This window comes from Micromonospora craterilacus (genome assembly GCF_003236315.1).
GTDB classification, from domain to species: domain Bacteria; phylum Actinomycetota; class Actinomycetes; order Mycobacteriales; family Micromonosporaceae; genus Micromonospora; species Micromonospora craterilacus.
Genome location: NZ_POTY01000207.1, coordinates 1 through 13,109 on the forward strand (window position 1 = coordinate 1; position 13,109 = coordinate 13,109).

Consider the following 13,109-nt stretch of genomic DNA (forward strand, 5'->3'; position numbering starts at 1 on the left):
GAAGATGCACGGCGGCATCAGTCGTTCACCGCCCGCGGGTCGATCAGGCGGTCGATATCCACGACCCCATCGCCGCCGTGCATCTTCTGGTCGTGCTCAGCCCACAGTCGGACCAGCCGGTCATGCTCGTCTGCGTCGCCGTTGCCTCCGCCGACCAAGCCGTGGTGGCTGCACCGCAGCGACCACACACCGTCTGCGAAGGTGATCTGCCCGGTGACGCCGTTGCCGGCGAGCGGCAGCGCGTCGAGTGCGGCGACTACCGCAGCGGCGCGAGGCCAGATGACGGGCTTGTAGAACTGCACCCGCCACACCCGCACGGCCTTGACCAGGCGCAGCATCGGGGCGCGCTCGGCGACCAGCCGGTCCCGCTCGGCGCGTAGCTGGTCCAGTTCGGCTTCCAGTCGCTCGTTCTCGACCCGCGCCGCGTCTAGCTCCGTGTCCTTGGTGCTGTCGGGCCAGATCAGGTCGATACCGGCCTCGGCGATCAGCGTCAGGGCTTCGGCGACCACGGCCGGGTCTACGTCGCGGTCCTCGTACGCCTGCCCGATGTGGGCCCAAATCTCGGTCTCGGTGACGTCGCGGGCGTTCATGGTCATGATGTCGGCGGCGATGGTGCGGGCGTCGAGGGTCGTCATGCCGGCACCTCGGCGGGCACGGTGGCCGGGGCCAGCGGGAACGACCACGCCGACCTTTCCGGCTTGCCATCCTCGGCCGGCATGACGATCTCCCACGGGCCACGGAAAAGCCCGTACGCTGCCCAGTCGCAGCCGCGCACGCCGCGCTTCGTACCGTCGGGGCGTGGCGTCAAGCCGCCGAGCAGCCGACCGATGCACTCCTGCCCGGCCCGGTTGCCGTCCCCGGCGTCGATGAAGTCCTGAATGGTGGCGATGTCGTCGCAGTTCGGACACTGGAAGGCGAACGTCCGAACGTCGGGGCCGAAGCGGCGGTACGCCTCGTCGGTCAATTCCTGCTGGGTTAGCTTGCGGTGCTTCATGCGGTCGCTCATGCCGGCACCTGCGCTGTCTCAGCGGCGGCGGCATCCTCGCGGGCCTCGTCGGCGGCGTGAAACTCCGACAGCTTCCGGGGCGTCCAGCTGCACTTGCCGCTGTCGAACTCGACCGTGCCCGGCTCGGCGTCGTAGAGCGCCCACAGGGTGCCGTCGTGCTCGAACAGCCTCGGCGCGACAACCCGGTACCCGAGGTCGCTGCCGCGAGGAATCCACGCCGCCCGGGGCAAGCCGTGTGACTCCATGGCGTGCCGCACGTCGACCGGTTGGTGGTCGGCCAGCCACCGCCGAGCATCCTCGCCCGGCTTACCACGACGCGGTTCCAGGTTGCCCCGGACGAGCCGCCAGCCATCGGGGATGTGGTCGCCCTGCTGCTCGATCGCGGTAATGGTGTCGGCGGAGCCGGGGAACGTGCCGGCGTACGCCTTGACGCGCGGGCCGGCGCCGAGCGTTTTCAGGTCGGCGGAGAGCCGATCGAACGCGGCCTTGCGGGCGGCAACGGCCCGCCGGTAGGCGGCGACGATGGCCGGGTCGGCGGTGGAGTAGGCGCGCTCGGTGCTCACCGGCCCGCCTCCGCCGAGGGGACCAGGCCAGCGCAGCCCATCTGGCGCAGGTTCGCGTCCACGATCGCCGCCGACTGCTCGGGCGTCTCGATCGGCGCGGCGTCGACCGGCACGGCGGCGACCAGAATGGCCTCGTACCCGGCGGCTCGCGCCCCCGTCAGCGCCTCGCCGCCCGCAGTTTGATCGGTGTGGACCTCTGCGTCCCAGTTGTCGCACCAGCGGTCGTGCTCGCGGATGAGGACGATGTACCCGACCGGCTCGGTGCTCATCGGCCCGCCCCTGTCGCAGCGGTCGGGCGGGCGGCGCGGTTCCTGACCGCGTGGTGGACCACTGCGGTGGCCGCCAGGTTGCGGGCACCCGTCGGGTTGAGGAGCCGGAAACCCAAGCCGAGCATGGCCACGGCTTCCTCCGGCGACGTGCCCTGCGCGAGGATGGCTTCCGCCGAGCGGATGAACGCGTCCATGTCTCGTCGGATCTGGCCGACCTTCGCGTCCAGCTCGGCGCGCACCCCGGGGGACAGTGGGCTCCGGGCCGCGGTCGGCCCGGGTCGCGCGGCCTGTTCCTGCGCCGCTGCCTGCGCCTCTACGTGCCGTTTGATGTGCTCCCAGCCGGTCATTCGACAGTCCGGCCCGCTCGGCGAGTCCTGTCGCGAACTCGCGGACCATCTCGGCGCGGCCGGTGTGCCTCGCGCGGTCGATTTCGCTGTCGGCGGCTCCGGCGGCGAGCAGCTCCGTCCGGTACTCGTCGCCGGCTAGGCCCAGCATGTGCAGGGCGGCGGTTGCCGTCCGCTGGTCCTCGGCCGTGTCCTCGGCGATGGACCAGTCGTGCTTGCCGTCGTGGTCGGGACGCAGCCGGCACGGCGCGGTGTGCACCGGTTCGTCGTCCGGGAAGCTGGTGCCAACCTCCCCGCACGCCCAGCCGATCGGCCACTGTCGGGGGTCGCCCGCAGTGACCGCGTCGGTCAGGGCGCGGCAGGCCAGGGCCAGTTCCTCCTGCGCGTGCTCGTGCGTGGCTCCGGCGTGCGGGTCCTCGGGGCGGGCGTGCCGGTCGGCGGCGATGACCGCGAGCACGGCCTGCTCGACCTTGGCGGCCGGTGCGTACGTCGTCTCATCCATGGGTGCGGGTCTCCTCAGGAGTTGTGGATAGGGCTGTGGACAGGGGAGGGGTGGACGGGCCGGACCTCGCGTGCGGCTCAGTCGCATGTCGCCGCTCATGCCGCAACCACCGGAGTCCAGTCGCCATCGGCGGTCAACAGGACCGGCTCCGGCCGGTGCCGGGTCAGGACCGGCGTCGCGGCGGCGTCCTGGTGCTCGCGCAGCAGCCAGCCCATCGACTCGGCCAACACCCGGTCGTCGCCGGTCGGGTTGGTCACGAAGTCGTGGTGGGGTCGGCACGCGCCGAGCAGCCACGGCACGCCGTTGATGCGTTCCCGGGCTGCGCCGTGCCGGCCGCCGATCTTCCGGTTGAGCCGGTGGTGCCGGTCGACCTGCGGGCGTCGGCAGCCGGGCCACTCGCACCAGCCGCCGGAGCGGCGATCCACGATCGCCTCCACCTCGACCGTGGGGCCGGTGTCAACCCAGCGGGCCGGCTTGAACGACGACTGGGCCAACTGCCCGGACCGGTTCGGCCCGCCCGTACGCGCCAGGCCGGCAACGCGGTTCAGCGTCGACCGCCGGAATACGCCAGCGGCGGCGTCGGCGGCGGCACGCTTCGCGGACCGGGCAGGCAAGCGGGACGGCTTCACGACGGGGCCACCCACTCCCGGACCGGCCACTGCGTGGACACCCCGGCGGCACGCTGCCGCAACTCCTCGACGTCAGCGAGCGCGGTTACCCGCTCCGCCTCATCGGTGGCCCGGTCGGCGCGGTGCTCCAGCTCGTTGGCCTTCTGCCGCCAATACTGGGCGCGCCCTTCGACCTGCCCGGCGTGCCAGCCCACCTGAGCCATGTGGACCTCGGCCAGGGTCAGCTTGGCGAACTCCTGGAAGCCTCGGACAATCCGGTCCGGGTAGCGGCGGTCACCGTACATGTCCGCCACGTCGAGGGGGGCCGCCAGCGCCCTCTGTGCCCGCTGCCCGATCTTGAAAGCCACGCGGGCGACGGCGAGCGCGTCAGCGGTGCAGTCGTGCGCCTGATCGATGCGCGTCCCGTAGGCGGCGCACAGGTCGACCAGCTTCCGCTTGCCGGGCCGGTACCGGTCCAGGGCGTGATCCAGGACCATCGGGTCGATGACCGGGGCGATCGGACGTCCGCCGAGACGCTGATCCAGGGTGGCCAGGCCGTGGCGGCGCAGCTCCCGGTCGAGCAGCGTCAGGTCAAACGGCGCGTTGGCGATCACCAGCGGCGTGCCGGCGGCCAAAGCGGCAGCGAGGTCGGCGGCGATCCACTCCAGTTCCTTGGCGGGCTCCCAGCCCTCTGCCTGAACCCGTTCCGTCGTCCAGCCGTGAATCTCGGCCGCCTCGGCGGGCACCTCGACGCCGGGGTTGATGACGGTCGAGCGGATCGATGGCTGGCAGCCCGGTTCGATCTTCACTACTGCGGCGGTGACGATCCGGTCCGTCTCGACCTCGACGCCGGTCGTTTCGCAGTCGTAGGCCAGCATCGGCCCGAGGTGCCACATCAGATCGTCCATTCCGGCACGCCGGAGGCGGCGGCCTTCCGCTCGTCGTCGTCGGCACGCAGCTGGTCACAGCGGCACTCGTCTCCGCCCTTGCGGGCCGGGCACGTCGACCAGTGGCGGGCATGCGCGGCCAGCGCTTCGAGCTGCACCGAGCAGTCCGGCAGGCCGGCGACCAGCGCCCGGTACAGGGCGGTGACGCGGATCCAAGTGACCGGGTTGGTGGCGATCTCGAAGCACTGCTGTTCGATGTCGCGCTCCAGCGAGTCGGCGGAACTCTCCGACGGGCCCAGCGGCGAAGCGATCACCGCCGTGAGCCACAGGTGGGCGGCGAGCATGTACCGCGCACCGATCTTCGCGGCGCGCTTCTCCAGCCAGCGGGAGGCGTTGTACCGCCACGCCGGGTCCATGTCGGCGATCTCGACCAGCGGGCGGCCGTTGGGCTGCCACTGCCGGTCCTGGTTCAGGTACTCGAACCACGACATGCCTCGGGCTGCGGCGCGGGCCTTCCGCTCGGCCCGCTCCGCCTCGACCTGCTCGACGGTGCGAACCTCGCCGGCCTCGATCTCGGCGAGCAGCGCCAGAGCCGCCTGCGCGTCGGGCTCGTGCTGGCACGGGATGCTGGCCTGGACGCCTCGGGCGCAGCAGCCGAACCACGGCGGCGCGGTCGGGTCCGTACCCCGCGCGGCCTTGCAGTCGGCGAGGCTGCCACCGCAGCCCACACACGGCGCGGACTCCTGGATGTGCCGTCGCCGGGCGGCGATGACCTCGGCGACCGTCACTGGATCTCGCCCTTCGCCACGGCGGAGATGAACGCGGCCATGTCCCAGCCGGTCATCTCGTCGCTGGTCCGCTTGAACCGGTCGTAGATCCGCTTCTCCAGCGCCTCCGCGTTCCACCTCCGCGAGCCGGCGATGCCCTGGATCTGCACCCACAGGGCGTTCTTGTCCGGCTCCGACTCGACCTCCCCGGACACCGCCTCCACGGCCTCGGCCGTAGGCGCACCCTCGGCTGGCTCCTCGGACGGCTGGGCGGGCTGCTGGCGGGCCATCTCCAGTTCGGCGGCGCGTGCCTTGAGCACGGCAACCGTGTCGTCGGTCAACGCCTTGTCCTTGTGGGCGTCCTTCCAGAGCGCCTGCAACTGGTCCAGGGTCTTCGTGTACGGGGCGAGCCGGACCACGTCCGCCGGGGTCAGCTTGTCGCCGTCACCGGCCGGACCGTCGGCGGCCGGACCAGCCTCGATCGCGGCAAGCTGCGCGGCGACCAGCTCCCGTCGTTGCGCCGCCGCGATCGCCGCGCCGATCTGCCCAGAGAACGCCTGCGCTGGAGTCATGATGTTGTAGTGCACGACGGGCACCATGTACACCCGCGACTCGATTTGCTCGTTGGCCGGCTTGTTCGGGTGGAACAGTTTCTTCTCTCGCCGCTGCACCTCCAGCAATGCTGGGATCGGACGCGGCGCGTTGGCGACGGCCTCGGCGAGCCCCGGCAACTCGGCGGCGGCGTTCCAGCCGTGCGACTCCAGTTTGAACACGCCGAGTGACGGGATGTCCGCGACCATCAGCGACATACGGGTGGTCGGCTTGCACACCTCGCCCGGCTTGAGGTTTCGCCCGGCCGCCTCGGCGGCGACCCGGACCGGCGCGCACAGGCAGCCTTTCTGGCTGATCCGCTCGGTCTCCCCGTCGCACATGCGGCTGCGGAACCCGTTGCCCCACAGTTCGTAGTTCGGGTCGATCTGCTGCGGCGGCACGAGCACGCGGATCTCCCGCGCGTCGGTGATGACCTCGAACTGCGGGCCACCGACCGGGGGTGTCCACGGCTGGACGGTGCCACCGAACTGGGCGGCGGCGGCCTCCACGATCGCCTTCGACGGGGAGGTGAACCGCAGCGTCTCCAGCTTCGACGGGTACGGCTTGTTGTTCTTCGACATGAGCTGCTGGCCGAGACGGATGACCCCGACCTGTGTGAGCCGGCGCTGCAATTCCTTGATCGGCATATGGGTACCTCGATTCACGCGGCGGGGTGGGTGATGGTCTGCGGGGCGACGGCCGCCTCAGCGGCTTCGCGTTCGGCCTTGCGGCGGCGGGCGGCCAGCGTCTCCGGGAGCACGAACGTCCGGGAACTGATCGACGCCGGGCCCTGCTCGAACACCCACAGCGCGGTCGCCAGGGCCGGCAGGAAACCACTCCGGTAGGTGTCCTCATCGGTCAGGACCAGCCGGGCCGTGAACCCGTCGGGGCGAAGCTGCACGAGCATCCCGCCATCGGTGGGGATCATCGGCTGCTCGATGTCGGTGCCCTTGATCCGGATGGTCTTGGCGTGCCGGTAGGCGGTGAGCTGCAACGCCTGCGGGGCGTAGAACTGGGGGCCTTCGCCCTCGCGGGTCTTGAAGTCGATGACCAGCACGACGGTGATGCCGCGCTTCTTGGCCTGCTTCCACGGGATCCCGGTCACCCGGGATACGAGCTTCGCCGCGGCGTCGGTCCGGTCGGCACGGATGATCAGGACGCCGTCGGTGGTGCCGGCGTACCCGTCCGCCCGGTTCACCACGATCGCTTCGGACACCAGGAAGTCGTCCGGCGTCAGCCCGTACTCGACAGTGAACGCTTGGAACGCCTTCACGTACGGGGTGATGTCCGCGTCGTACGGCCGGATCTCCCCGTGCAGCGACCACCACTCGGCGACATCATGGGTGCGGGTGCCTTCGTCGGCGCGGCGCCGGGTGTGGTCGGTGTGCCGGGAGGCAAGCCACCGGGTCATGCACGCCTTGCACTCCAGGCAGGGGCAGCGGTCGCAGCGTTCCTGCGTGTCGTGGCCGCCCTCGCCGGCGCATTTGCTGCCGGTGTTTCCGCATGGCTTGATCCGGGAGGCGATGACCACTACGGGTAGCTCGGCGAAGGCGGCCTCGGCGGCGAGCTTCGCGGCCCACCGGGTGAGGGCGTCCTTGCTGATGATCCCGGCGACGGTGGACGCGGAGATGAGCCGGAGGTCATCGATCAGGTACCAGCGGTTGTCGTCGGTTTCCTCGACGCCGTGGAACACGGACGTTGTCGGCGTGGCTGCCGGTTCGGCGGTGACGGTCACTGGTCGTCGTACCTCTCGAATCGGGCGTCATCGCGGAGGTAGGCGCTGCGGCAGTCGGGGGAGTCGCAGCTACCGGCGAGCAAGCCCGGCATGTCCCGGACCAGGCAGTACGGGCAGGTGGGGCGGTGGGCGACGACGCCCGGCCCGGCGGAGACGGTCGGTGCCGGGGTGAGGCCGGCGGGCGTCATGCCGGCGGGCCGGAGCGTCGTCGCGGTCATTCGCCGGACTCGTTCGGCTCGCAGAGGGTGGCCAGGATGTCGACCACGTCGAGGAACGCCTCCAGGGAAACGTCGCCCCGGTCGCACTCCGGGTCGTCCAGCCACAGCAGCTCGCCGAGTGATTGGCGGCGGCGGGGCTTGGCGTTCTCTTCGGTGCGGCCACCGACCGGCCAGAACAGCGGCACGTTGTACGCCGGGTCGGTGGGGTCCTCGGGAAGATCGGAGCGGAGAAACACGCGCTCCGTCTCCGGCAAGTCCTGATGCCCGCCGGACGTGGTCTGCACGATCAGGGTGCCGTCGGCGGGGATGTTGTCGCCGCGCCAACTGGTGGCTTCGCACAGGTCGACCAGCCGGTGGAGGGCGGCGCGCATCTGCTCTGGGGTCATCTGGTCGACCAGTTCGGCGACGGTCGTGGTGGTCACGCGTTCCTCCTGGTGGGTGCGGGTTTCGGGGCTTCCTGACATGTCTGACCCTACCGGAATTCCTCAGGAATTTACACGGAACTAGCTAAGGAAGTCCGCGTGTTTTGGGGGGTGGATCATCCCGCCGCACCGAAGCCCGGCCCGCCTCCCACAACCCGGCAGCGAGGAACCCGACCGCGCCCAGGAACACCGGGAACCCGGCCCACCGCAGCAGCACCGCATCCACCACCAGCGACCCGACGAACAATGTCGCGCCGACCGCGATCCGGTCCGTCGCGTTCACCGGCCACCACCGAGACGCCTCAGCCGTTCCCGGTGGCGAGCCCACACCGCATCCACCCGCGCCTGTTCCTCCCGGCTGGGTGGGGGCTGCGACTCGTGCAGTCGGATCGCCGCGCCGATCACGTTCCGCAGGGCACGCCGGCCCTCATCGGTCAGCTCGGGGGAGACGCGGGCAACGGCGATGACCTGGCCGTCGTCGTCGGTGACCACTTCGCAGCGGTGGGCCAGCTCAGCCACGGCCACCACCGCCCTGCCCGTCGCGGACGAGCCAGCCCCGACGCCACCCGAGGTCGTGGAAGAACATCGCGATACAGGTGTGCGCGCCGATGGCCAGCGGAACCTTGAACAGCTCGGCCCAGAACGCCGCCGCCGTGCTCGCCACCAGCAAGACGAGGCCGGCGGCAAGCCACCGCCGCGCCTCGCGGCGGGCAGTCTCGGCGGTACGCGCCTGGCTAGCCACGGCCATCACCGCCTTTGGCTGCGGCGACCACCGTCAGGTGCAGCTCCCGCGCCCTGACCAGCCCGTCAGCGATCCCGCGCTCCCGAATCGCATCGTGGTAGCGGTGGCCGTGCCACGCCCGGTCGGCGCGCTGCCGGTGCTCCCGCTCGGCAGAGGTGACCGCGTGGGCCAGCTCCAGCCACGGCATGACGGCCGGTGTCGCCCCGCCGAGCCCGTCGACCAGGACGCCGGGGGTGACCCCGAGCGCGGCGGCGAGCCGCAGCAGGACCGACACCGAGGTTTCCTGCCGGCCCCGTTCGATGTTCGCCAGCGACGGGCGGCTGATGCCGACGGCCTCGGCAAGTTGGCGTTGGGTCAGGCCGCGTTCGGCGCGTAGGAGTCGGACTCGATGGCCGAGTGCCAGCAGCAGGGCATCGGCCATCAGGGGCACCTCTGCGCGGGCACGGTGTCGCCGTAGACGAGCGGCAGCGGCCACGACGCGGCCGACGCGGCGGTCCACGGCTGCTGGTCCGGCGCGACACGCGGCGCGGGAACGGTCGACAGGGCGCGGATCGCCCGCACCAGCCGGCCGGGCCGACGCTGGCGGTAGGCGGGGTGCCGGCCCCTGGCCGCGGTGCGCGCGGCCTCGTAGCGTGCCTGCGCCTCCCGGCGGGCCAGGATCACCCGCCGCCACTCGACGGCCAGGTGCAGCAGAATGCCGCCGCCGACGGCGACGCCGACGCTCCCGATGACGTACGCGCCGGGGGCGTGCGCGAGAACCCAGCCGATCATCGGGTCACCGCCAGCGGCACCGGTGGGCGCAGCGCGGTGACCGGCCGGGCGGTCCGGTCGTCCGGGCCGGCGAGGCGGGACACGTACGCCGGATTCAAGGCGGGCCAGGGGGAGGCAGGGCGCAGACGGGGTGCCGGTGCCGGTGCGGCGACGGGGGCAGGCCAGTAGTCGACGCACGGCCGGCAACCCATGCCGACCGCGAGGGCGGCAGGCTCCACCCACAGGTCCGTCCGGTACAGGCCGCAGCTGGTTGCCCCGTGCGGGGCGGCAGCCATCCCGTGGTACTGGGCGCCGACGGTGGCGGTACGGGCGAGCAGCACCAAGTCCAGGACCCCGACGCCGGCCGGCAGCGGCGCGGTCATCAGATGCCCAGCCAGCCGGCGGCGTTGACCGCCCACCACGCCCCGGCAGTCAGGGCGGCGAGCGCGGCAACACTGACTAGTCCGGCGATGCGGTCCTCACGTCGTCCGGACCGCTCCTCGGCGGCGTAGTCCCGCTCCGCGACCAACTCGGCGGAAAAGTCGGCGGCCGGTGCGGTGGTTACGGGGATGCGGCGGCCGTTGACGAGACGCCAGCGGCGGCGGCTCACGCGGCCTCACCCCGCACGGCCGCGCCGGGCAACTGCCACGGCAACGCCACCGTGTCCGTCGGCGGGCGCTCGCCCAACGCGACGCCCCGCCAGTACGCGCACGTCTCGTCGCATCCCTCGCCGACCAGGTGCCCGCACAGGAGGTCGGTCACGGTGATCGGCTCGCTAGCGGCCGGGGTGTCGGTGTCCTGTAGATTGATCGTCATTGGGACCACTGCTCCTCTGGTAGTTGGTTCCGATGGACAGCCCCGTCGCCGGTCGCACCCGGCGGAGGGCACACGAGCGGGCCGCGCCTTATGGGTGCGGCCCGCTCGTGCGTGCGCCTGCGGTGACCGCCGCGAAACGGTCGGTGCTTCCCGTGGGCACTGCGGGGGTCGGTGCGGTGCCCACGGCTGGCCGGGCGCAGTCGGCCTCACCCGTGGTGTGCGGGTGACATGTGGAAGTCAGTGCGGTCATGCGACATGCCGCCGGTTCTGGCGGGCGACCATCGCCCTGGTCGCCTCGATCGCTTCTTGGATCGGGTCGGCGGGCGGCTGCTCAACCGGCTTCGTGACACCGACCTGGCGGGACTCCAGCAGCAGCCGCACCTGATGCGGGTACATGATTCGGTGCACCCGCTCGGTGCCCTCACCCTTTGGGGTGTGCTCGATGGCTCCCTTTCGGCATCCGCGCTCGATCAAGCGCAGCGAGAGGCCGGTGACCTGGGCGACCTCGGGGAGGGTGAGCGGCCGGTCGGGGATCTCGATGCTCATGCCGCCGCGACCCTGCTGGCGTGGAGGGTGGTGCGGTCTTCGACGCCCAGCGCGTCGCAGATGGTGATGTAGCGGGCGGGGGCAACGGTGGGGCGTTCGCCGCGTTCGATCGCGGCCAGGTAGCTGAACGAGACGCCGATCTTGCTGGCGAGTTGAACGATGTTGAGTCCGGCTTCTTTGCGGAGTTCGCGGAGTTTAGCCCCATCGATCTCCACGTTGGCGTGCGCGTACCTCATAGTTCAACAAGGTACAACTTCGTTCAACCTTGCGCCAGGATTTGGGCATAACAGCATGAGTCGGCGTCCAACCATGAACAACCTAGTTCAAATGCGCGTGGCCACCTGGCGTTGTACTGGGTTGTACTGCAACCATTCGATGCGTGGCCAACCATGCCAACCGAAGTCCGAGCCTGGGCGAACTCGTGCGACAACGCCGCGAGAACCTACGGCTCACCATCGACGCCGCCGCCACAGCAGCAGGCATCAGCCGTGGCACCTGGATCAACCTCGAAGGCGACGCCCGGCAGACGCACCCCCACAACTACGCCGGCATCGAACACGCCCTCATGTGGGCGCCAGGCAGCATCAGAGCCATCCGCAACGGGGGATCACCCACACCCTTGGATGCCGGCATCCACGACGAACTGGCCCACGTCGAACGAGTCGTCCGCTCAATCAGCACCAACCCCAACCGCTCCGAACGGCTGCGAGGCCGGGCCGACAGCATCCTCGAACAGATCCGCAGCCTCCGCGAAGCAGAGCAGCGGGAAGCTCGCGAGCGCGGCGCCTAAGCCGCCTCGTCCTCCAGCATGAGCTTCTTGCGCCGCCGCTCCGCCAGCTCGTCCAGGATCTTCTTCTTTGGGCCGTCCCAGGCGTGGCCGTAGATGGTGAGGGTCGTCATTGGTGAGGAGTGCCCCAACCGCCGCTGCACGTCGTGGATCTCCCAGCCATCCCTGATCAGATCCGTGGCGTGGGTGTGGCGGCCGTCGTGCAGCCGGGGCCGGCGGCGCAGGATCCCGGGGCAGCCGCACGTCGACACCTCGTCATGGCGCAGCTTCCGGCGCGGCCCCGGGCCGGCTTGGGTGGCTCCGGTGGCGGATGCGCACCGCACCGCATCGCGGCGGCGACGGACGGCAGCCAGTGCCGCCGGTACAAATTGTTCTCGTTCCAGGTCGGCTCCGCGCCCTTGGTGCGCTTCTTGCCCGGACACGGAAAGATCAAATCGCCGGGGCGTTTCCCCTTGCACAGCACCGCGAGCACCTCAGCGACGGCGGTTGACACCGACACCCGCCGGATTGACGTCAACGACTTCGGCAACCCGATCCTGCCGCCGGCCTTCAACGCCCGCTGCACCCGCACCTCAGGCTCGCGGCCCTCCACCGTCACGTCCTGGACCCGCAGCGCCAGCAACTCGCCCAGCCGCAAGCCCGTGTTCACGAGCACGAACCAGATGTCCGCGATCTGCTCGTCGCAGTGCCGCTGGATGCGCTCCACCTCCCACACGTCGAGGAACATCCCCTCGAACGGGGGAGCCTTCGGCAGGCCGAGCCGGTTCTTCCGCTCGTTGCCCTGCCGGGCCACCGGGTTGAACGGGATGAACCGCGGCACGGCAGCACCCAGCACTATGTGCAGCACCGCATGGGCAGCGCGAACCGTGTTCGCCGAGATCGGCTTGCCGCCCGGGTTGCTCTTGGTGCGCTTCACCCGCGACTTGCGCAGCGACCGCATCCACTCCTTGAGGACTTTCTCGCCGTCCTCCTCGGCGGTCAGCTCGCGCAGGAACTTGTGGCCCAGATACGGCAGCACCCGGCAGCGGAGTATCTGCATGTACTTCTCCAGGGTGTCCGCCTGGATGTCGTCCATGCCGGGCACATCAGGAGCGGCGGGCTTGCGGTCCTCGTACCAGATCTTGACCCACTGCGCGAGGGTGATGTCCCCGGTCCGAGGTGCCTCCTCGACGCCCAGGACGATGCGCAGCACCTCGTCGCGGGTGATCTGGTACTGGTACGCCTTCACCAGCTTCTGGGCCTGTTCGGCGAGCTTTCGGACGGCGGTCGGGTCGGAGCCCTTGAACGGGGCGGACATGCGTGCCCCGTCTCGTGTGCCGCCGAGCCGCCAGCACACCCGGACCGATGTGCCCCGGTCTTCGATTGTTGCCACGGGTTCGGACGGTAGCGGAAATCGGTGACCCCATGGGGTCACCGCGTGACCCTTCGGTGTCGCTGGGTGTCGTTGGGTGTCGCTGCGGCACCCCCTCTGACCTGCGGTGGAGCGTTCCGCCCCTGGTCAGGGCCTATTTCGGGGATCGTCTCATAATCCCTCGGTCGCGGGTTCGAGTCCCGCC

Annotated in this window: 24 protein-coding genes; 1 reads left to right on the plus strand and 23 read right to left on the minus strand. The window is 70.7% G+C overall.

Annotation, left to right across the window (positions count from 1 at the left end; all coding sequences use genetic code 11):
• Positions 1–17: 17 nt before the first annotated feature.
• The 22 genes from C1I95_RS25715 to C1I95_RS25820 form a co-directional block, all read right to left on the minus strand.
• Entirely contained in the window at positions 18–635 is a 618-nt protein-coding gene (locus tag C1I95_RS25715) for a hypothetical protein (protein ID WP_111217481.1), read from the minus strand.
• Positions 632–1,006, minus strand: coding sequence for a VVA0879 family protein (locus C1I95_RS25720; RefSeq protein ID WP_111217483.1), 375 nt, complete (start codon positions 1,004–1,006; stop codon positions 632–634). The genes C1I95_RS25715 and C1I95_RS25720 overlap by 4 nt, the downstream gene beginning before the upstream one ends.
• On the minus strand, positions 1,003–1,569 hold the full coding sequence (locus C1I95_RS25725) for a hypothetical protein (RefSeq protein ID WP_111217485.1): 567 nt from the start codon (positions 1,567–1,569) through the stop codon (positions 1,003–1,005). Before C1I95_RS25725 ends, C1I95_RS25720 begins: the two co-directional genes overlap by 4 nt.
• Positions 1,566–1,838, minus strand: a complete 273-nt coding sequence (locus tag C1I95_RS25730; protein ID WP_111217487.1) for a hypothetical protein — start codon at positions 1,836–1,838, stop codon at positions 1,566–1,568. Before C1I95_RS25730 ends, C1I95_RS25725 begins: the two co-directional genes overlap by 4 nt.
• Positions 1,835–2,185, minus strand: coding sequence for a hypothetical protein (locus C1I95_RS25735; RefSeq protein WP_111217489.1), 351 nt, complete (start codon positions 2,183–2,185; stop codon positions 1,835–1,837). The genes C1I95_RS25730 and C1I95_RS25735 overlap by 4 nt, the downstream gene beginning before the upstream one ends.
• Positions 2,186–2,779: 594 nt before the next feature.
• Complete coding sequence (locus C1I95_RS25740; protein ID WP_146605842.1) at positions 2,780–3,313, minus strand: hypothetical protein; 534 nt, start codon at positions 3,311–3,313, stop codon at positions 2,780–2,782.
• A complete protein-coding gene (locus C1I95_RS25745) occupies positions 3,310–4,200 on the minus strand; it encodes an exonuclease domain-containing protein (RefSeq protein WP_233513887.1) in 891 nt (296 codons plus the stop codon). The genes C1I95_RS25740 and C1I95_RS25745 overlap by 4 nt, the downstream gene beginning before the upstream one ends.
• Entirely contained in the window at positions 4,188–4,967 is a 780-nt protein-coding gene (locus C1I95_RS25750) for a hypothetical protein (RefSeq protein ID WP_111217492.1), read from the minus strand. Before C1I95_RS25750 ends, C1I95_RS25745 begins: the two co-directional genes overlap by 13 nt.
• The gene (locus tag C1I95_RS25755) at positions 4,964–6,184 is read right to left on the minus strand and encodes a recombination directionality factor (RefSeq protein WP_111217494.1); all 1,221 of its coding nucleotides are present in this window, start codon (positions 6,182–6,184) and stop codon (positions 4,964–4,966) included. The genes C1I95_RS25750 and C1I95_RS25755 overlap by 4 nt, the downstream gene beginning before the upstream one ends.
• Positions 6,185–6,198: 14 nt before the next feature.
• Positions 6,199–7,272, minus strand: a complete 1,074-nt coding sequence (locus tag C1I95_RS25760) for a hypothetical protein (RefSeq protein ID WP_111217496.1) — start codon at positions 7,270–7,272, stop codon at positions 6,199–6,201.
• Positions 7,269–7,490 (minus strand): hypothetical protein, encoded by a 222-nt coding sequence (locus C1I95_RS25765; RefSeq protein ID WP_111217498.1) that lies wholly within the window; start codon positions 7,488–7,490, stop codon positions 7,269–7,271. Before C1I95_RS25765 ends, C1I95_RS25760 begins: the two co-directional genes overlap by 4 nt.
• Positions 7,487–7,912 (minus strand): hypothetical protein, encoded by a 426-nt coding sequence (locus C1I95_RS25770; RefSeq protein ID WP_111217500.1) that lies wholly within the window; start codon positions 7,910–7,912, stop codon positions 7,487–7,489. The genes C1I95_RS25765 and C1I95_RS25770 overlap by 4 nt, the downstream gene beginning before the upstream one ends.
• A gap of 85 nt (positions 7,913–7,997) precedes the next feature.
• Positions 7,998–8,195, minus strand: a complete 198-nt coding sequence (locus C1I95_RS25775) for a hypothetical protein (RefSeq protein ID WP_111217502.1) — start codon at positions 8,193–8,195, stop codon at positions 7,998–8,000.
• Entirely contained in the window at positions 8,192–8,431 is a 240-nt protein-coding gene (locus C1I95_RS25780; RefSeq protein WP_146605843.1) for a hypothetical protein, read from the minus strand. Before C1I95_RS25780 ends, C1I95_RS25775 begins: the two co-directional genes overlap by 4 nt.
• Positions 8,424–8,654, minus strand: coding sequence for a hypothetical protein (locus C1I95_RS25785; protein ID WP_146605844.1), 231 nt, complete (start codon positions 8,652–8,654; stop codon positions 8,424–8,426). The genes C1I95_RS25780 and C1I95_RS25785 overlap by 8 nt, the downstream gene beginning before the upstream one ends.
• Positions 8,647–9,075 (minus strand): helix-turn-helix domain-containing protein, encoded by a 429-nt coding sequence (locus tag C1I95_RS25790; RefSeq protein WP_146605845.1) that lies wholly within the window; start codon positions 9,073–9,075, stop codon positions 8,647–8,649. Before C1I95_RS25790 ends, C1I95_RS25785 begins: the two co-directional genes overlap by 8 nt.
• Positions 9,075–9,425, minus strand: a complete 351-nt coding sequence (locus C1I95_RS25795; protein ID WP_111217510.1) for a hypothetical protein — start codon at positions 9,423–9,425, stop codon at positions 9,075–9,077. Before C1I95_RS25795 ends, C1I95_RS25790 begins: the two co-directional genes overlap by 1 nt.
• Positions 9,422–9,787, minus strand: a complete 366-nt coding sequence (locus tag C1I95_RS25800; protein ID WP_111217512.1) for a hypothetical protein — start codon at positions 9,785–9,787, stop codon at positions 9,422–9,424. The genes C1I95_RS25795 and C1I95_RS25800 overlap by 4 nt, the downstream gene beginning before the upstream one ends.
• Positions 9,787–10,014: a hypothetical protein gene (locus tag C1I95_RS25805; RefSeq protein WP_111217514.1), complete on the minus strand. Its 228-nt coding sequence runs from the start codon at positions 10,012–10,014 to the stop codon at positions 9,787–9,789. The genes C1I95_RS25800 and C1I95_RS25805 overlap by 1 nt, the downstream gene beginning before the upstream one ends.
• Positions 10,011–10,220, minus strand: coding sequence for a hypothetical protein (locus tag C1I95_RS25810; protein WP_111217516.1), 210 nt, complete (start codon positions 10,218–10,220; stop codon positions 10,011–10,013). Before C1I95_RS25810 ends, C1I95_RS25805 begins: the two co-directional genes overlap by 4 nt.
• Positions 10,221–10,466: 246 nt before the next feature.
• Positions 10,467–10,766 (minus strand): hypothetical protein, encoded by a 300-nt coding sequence (locus tag C1I95_RS25815; RefSeq protein WP_111217518.1) that lies wholly within the window; start codon positions 10,764–10,766, stop codon positions 10,467–10,469.
• Positions 10,763–11,002, minus strand: coding sequence for a helix-turn-helix domain-containing protein (locus tag C1I95_RS25820; RefSeq protein ID WP_111217520.1), 240 nt, complete (start codon positions 11,000–11,002; stop codon positions 10,763–10,765). The genes C1I95_RS25815 and C1I95_RS25820 overlap by 4 nt, the downstream gene beginning before the upstream one ends.
• A 143-nt stretch (positions 11,003–11,145) precedes the next feature.
• On the opposite strand from C1I95_RS25820, the gene C1I95_RS25825 reads away from it, so the two are divergent.
• On the plus strand, positions 11,146–11,556 hold the full coding sequence (locus C1I95_RS25825; protein WP_158566473.1) for a helix-turn-helix domain-containing protein: 411 nt from the start codon (positions 11,146–11,148) through the stop codon (positions 11,554–11,556).
• A 166-nt stretch (positions 11,557–11,722) separates the two neighbouring features.
• Here the strand turns inward: C1I95_RS25825 and C1I95_RS36945 are convergent, their stop codons facing one another.
• Positions 11,723–12,925 (minus strand): site-specific integrase, encoded by a 1,203-nt coding sequence (locus C1I95_RS36945; protein ID WP_146605846.1) that lies wholly within the window; start codon positions 12,923–12,925, stop codon positions 11,723–11,725.
• Positions 12,926–13,109: the final 184 nt, after the last annotated feature.